The 4,572-nt window shown below is 45.1% G+C and carries 5 protein-coding genes; 2 read left to right on the top strand and 3 right to left on the bottom strand.

Translation table 11 applies throughout. From position 1 onward, the window contains the following. Nucleotides 1-249 precede the first annotated feature (249 nt). Both PN470_RS02300 and PN470_RS02295 read left to right on the top strand, forming a co-directional pair. Nucleotides 250-543, top strand: coding sequence for an RNA recognition motif domain-containing protein (locus tag PN470_RS02300; protein ID WP_002731511.1), 294 nt, complete (start codon nt 250-252; stop codon nt 541-543). A 112-nt stretch (nt 544-655) separates the two neighbouring features. Continuing rightward, nucleotides 656-820 carry a hypothetical protein gene (locus PN470_RS02295; RefSeq protein ID WP_002733784.1) on the top strand — a complete coding sequence of 55 codons (165 nt, stop codon included), beginning with the start codon at nt 656-658 and terminating at the stop codon, nt 818-820. Nucleotides 821-1,038: 218 nt separating this feature from the next. Here PN470_RS02295 and PN470_RS02290 read toward each other — a convergent pair whose 3' ends face one another. The 3 genes from PN470_RS02290 to PN470_RS02285 form a co-directional block, all read right to left on the bottom strand. Beyond that, nucleotides 1,039-3,735: a CBS domain-containing protein gene (locus PN470_RS02290; RefSeq protein WP_271939532.1), complete on the bottom strand. Its 2,697-nt coding sequence runs from the start codon at nt 3,733-3,735 to the stop codon at nt 1,039-1,041. A gap of 146 nt (nt 3,736-3,881) precedes the next feature. Next, nucleotides 3,882-4,073: a zinc ribbon domain-containing protein gene (locus PN470_RS22300; RefSeq protein ID WP_197533161.1), complete on the bottom strand. Its 192-nt coding sequence runs from the start codon at nt 4,071-4,073 to the stop codon at nt 3,882-3,884. Next, nucleotides 4,021-4,572, bottom strand: a 552-nt coding sequence (locus PN470_RS02285) for an RNA-guided endonuclease TnpB family protein (protein ID WP_442929957.1), incomplete at its 5' end; no start/stop codon positions are given. The genes PN470_RS22300 and PN470_RS02285, both read right to left, overlap by 53 nt.

Genomic DNA, 4,572 nt, shown 5'->3' with positions numbered 1-4,572 from the left:
GATAAGGGGGGTGCCGGTAGGCGGGGGGATCCCCCCTTAATCCCCCCTTAATAAGGGGGGCATCTGACAACTTTTAACGCCTACCTACTTAGCTATGTGCTAGGATGGAAATTGAGAATAAAAGTCGGCACTGCGGCTCGTTGTCAGTATTAATGGTCAAAGCGTTTCTGTTTAGTATTGGTTCAGCTAGTTCCCGAAATCTTCGTTCTCTACAAATCTGTTGTTTTTATCTGTGCAAGGATAGGTTTTATGTCAATTTATGTTGGTAATCTCCCCTTCGAGGTTGACCAAGACGACGTAGTTGAGGTTTTTAAAGAATACGGTAAAATTAAGCGCGTTCACCTCCCCATGGATCGGGAAACGGGAAAAAAACGCGGGTTCGCTTTCGTGGAAATGGAAACCCCAGAGGAAGAAACGAAGGCTATTGCCGCTCTTGACGGCGCTCAATGGATGGGGCGAGAATTAAAAGTCAATCAAGCTCGTGAAAGAGAACCCAAATCTTCCTTCGGTGGTGGCAATCGCAATCGAGATCGTCGCTACTAATCCCCAATCGTAACCATTCTAGGCTATGATTACCTAACTTCTTTTCATTGTCAACAGGGGAAGCGATCGCTCGTTTCCCCGCTTGTCTATCTAATATCCCAAGGAGATTCTTGTGGCTAAACGTCGTAATTTGAAAAAAGAAAAAGCGGAACGTAACCGCGCCTACGCTCGTCAATTCCGGGCTGCTTCTAATCGTACCACCACCAGAGGAGGTAGAGGCGGTTATTCCAGCGATCAAAGACAATCTTCGGAAAATGAAGGGGCAGCCGATACCTAATCTGCTGACTTAGTTAGGGTCTGCGGCAAAAAGTTTTTCGTGGGGACAGGGTGTAGGGTGTGGGGTGTGGGGTGTAGGGTTTTACCGATTCTCATCTGGTCAATTACCTAATTTTCAGAGAAAAAGTCCCAGAATTTTCCCCCTATCTCTCCCACAACTGGTACTTTTTGATTGACAAAAAGTCTAAAAGTCTTACCCAATAAGGTTTTTAGATTTATTCAGCAAGCCCGAGTTAATCTAGCAATAAAAGCCATAGCTTCGCTTTTATTGCTGACTATTCCATCTAAAGTCGCCCCCAACACCGCCGCAAGTAACGATTTAAACCCGGGACCTGGTTGATAACCCAAAGCTTTAAGGTCATTGCCGTCGATAGGAGCCTCAATCTGCGACCATTTAGTTAAATATTGCCAGATTAAACCCCGAATCCTAGTCTCACTCCTCACCGCCACCAATAACAAACTAGGAACCTGATAACCATTGAAAAAGCTGACAATTTGACTAACGGGTCGATCATAAGCAAAATTATTGCTAATCTCCCTTTCCATAACTTCTAGTTTTTGTAAACGCTCCACAGTATCTTTAGGCAATTGTAAATTATTAGCGATCGCTATTCTTTCCCCCACAGCCAGAGAAGCGATTAATAATTCCAACCGCATTAACCAAGCATTCACCGGCAATTCCAGACTTAAACAATCTAACCAACGACTAAGACAGCGCAATTGTCGCCATAAAGCCCGATTTAAACTTAAATCCCCGTGTAAACAGTGCAAAGCCCCCAAATCGGCCAACTTTTCTAAGGCACTTTCCCAGTAATCCGCCTCTAAAATATAATTCAACTCCGCTTTTAAACGGGACTGTAAAGCGGGTGCATTCTGATTTTGTTGCCGTGAGCGCTCATAAACTCCACTTTCGATCGCATACCTAATATAGTTTTCTGTCAAGGGTTCAATAACAAATCCTAACCGAGTGGCAAAACGCACCGCTCGATAGATGCGCGTCGGATCCTCGATAAAACTATTAGCGTGTAAAACCCGGATATTTTGAGCGCGTAAATCCAACATACCACCAAAAAAGTCGAGTAATTCCCCCTCTTTCGGCGAAGTTAGGCGAATTGCCAGAGCATTAATTGTAAAATCCCTTCTATACAAATCCTGTCGAATCGAACTAGCCTCCACTTGGGGATTACTGGCAGGATAGGGATAGAATTCCGTGCGTGCCGTGGCGATATCCACCCATAACGAGCCAAAACGCTCATCTTTGTGCCATAACAAAGCCGCCGTCTGAAATTCCCCGTGAATCGATAACCGGGCCCTCGGATAAATTTCCTGTAAACAATTAGCCAATTCTACCCCCGCACCCACACCGGCGGCGCGATGGCAGCCATCCACCACTAAATCGATATCCTGTAACAATAAAGTATCCCTTTCTGTGGCTAACAATAAATCCCGCACCGCACCCCCAACCAGATAGAGATGCCAACCGCGTTTTTGAGCGGCAGCGGCGGCAGCTTGCAGGAATGACCATAAAATCGACTCTAAACGCTCTTTAATCGCTGGTAAAAGACAGGAAACCAAAGCAAACCCTTCAAAACGCACCCGCTCATTTTGATGAATCTGTCTTAATACATCTGTACGAGTGACGATACCGACTAACTGCCCATTTTCTAGTACAGGTAAACGCCCCAAATCGTACGTTACCATCAGTGACTCGATTTCCTGAAGGGAAGTGTCGGGGGTAATAGTTTTCGGATTACAAGTCATGTATCCCTTCACAGGAGAGCGAGAAAAGCCGTGATGGAGAGCTAAATCGAGGTCACGACGAGAAATCACCCCAACTAAGCGATCCTGCTCATCTACCACCGATAACCCCGAATGGCCGTAACGGAAAAGGATGCGCTCGGCTTGAGATATGGAAGTATCGGGACGAATTGTCCGCACCGGAGAAGACATTAAATCCCTAGCAGTGGGAGAAGGAGGAATTTGAGCAATTAAGTCCCCCAGCAGTTGGTTTAACTGTTGAACTGGCTGAACATCGCGAAAACTCACCGAAGCGGCCTGAGCATGACCACCGCCGTTATAGGGGGAAAAAAGCTGATATAGATTCACTCCATCGATTCTAGAGCGACCAATCACAGTTAAACGCTGTCGGGACTTATCTTCCTCGTCTTTACTATAACTATGGCCAAAAAGTAGCGCATCACTATCGGATAATTCCAGTAGGCGCTCGGCCACACTAGACAAACCCGGGATAAAATCGGCAGTATGGAGAAGAACGTGGGCGATTTTACGGTCATGGATCGTTTTAATCTCTAGATTTTCCCAAGCAAGGCTAAATAACTCCTGTAAGCGCGGGGAAAAACTCGGTTGACAGTATTGGGCGATCGTTTTAATGTTAGCAGCACAGGTCATTAACCAAGCCAAAGCATAGGCATCCCTGGGGGTACTACTGGCAAAAGTCAGGGAACCCGTGTCAACGTGAATACCGAGTGCCATTACCGTCGCTGCCATCGAGTTTGGTTTAATCTGGGCTTTTTGTAAAGCTTCGACAATTAAAGTCGTGGTGGCTCCCACCGCTTCTAAATGGACGCTAGAGGCATGAATATCACTTTCACTATCCAAATGATGATCATACAATTCGATCGCCTGTAAATGCCCTAAATCGAGCCACTGGGAGGCTTTTCCCAGACGCTCTCGCCACTGATTATCAACGATAATTAAAGAGCGAATCTGGGACGGATTGACACTACGCAGTTCAATTAAAGCGAATTCATCCCGATGCAGGGCTAAAAATTCCCTTACTGTTGGGTGCGCTCCCCCCGTTAACACAATGCGACTACCCGCTTTCAGCAACGATAAACCCACCGCTGCCCCCAAAGCGTCAAAATCCGCCGTTTGATGACATAAAATTAAATCCATATTTTTTAGTAAGGAGAAGTTATCGGGATTTTTTCTGTATCTATTGTTACTAAATGCTCGGCAATAACCGGGTCAAGAACTATAAGTTAGCAAATCTTGACATCCTCGCCGCCGTAAAACGGACGGCGATTCCCAAACCTCACGATTTAGGTTTCTGCTTGGGGTCCCGAAGGATTTTTCGCACCTGCCTTAACAGATTTACTCTGTTCTGGTCTTATGGTCGCTCTACAGACTGACACCGCAAGCCCTGCGGCCAAAATATTTTTACTGGCGTTAATATCTCGGTCATGGTGAGTCCCACAGTCTGGACAGTCCCATTCTCGAACATTTAACGGCATTTTCAAGGGCAATATGCCCACAATTACTACACCTTTTAGAACTGGGAAACCATCTATCTATTTCGATGTAATTTCTCCCATACCAACGGCATTTATAGGCTAATTGTCGAGTGATTTCTCCCCAGCTTACATCAGATATTGCCTGAGATAACTTGGGGTTTTTGACCATATTCTTAACGACTAAATTCTCAACCACAATCGTTTGGTTTTCACGAACTAATTGAGTGGTTAGCTTATGTAAATGGTCTTTTCTGCTATCGGTGATTTGAGCGTGAATCCTTGCTACTTTGATTCTTGCTTTTTCTCGATTTTTTGACCCTTTCTGTTTTCGAGAAAGGTTTTTTTGGGCTTTTCGCAGTCTCCGATAATGCTTTTTAAAATGCTTGGGATTAGATACTTTGTCACCATCGCTGGTAATCACAAGGCTACTAATTCCTAAGTCAATTCCAATGGCTTTATCTGTTACTGATAAAGGCTTAATTGTTAGGTCATCAAATCT

This window comes from Microcystis sp. CS-574, assembly GCF_028329095.1.
Lineage (GTDB): Bacteria > Cyanobacteriota > Cyanobacteriia > Cyanobacteriales > Microcystaceae > Microcystis > Microcystis ichthyoblabe_A.
This window is presented reverse-complemented; position numbering and strand designations above follow the sequence as displayed.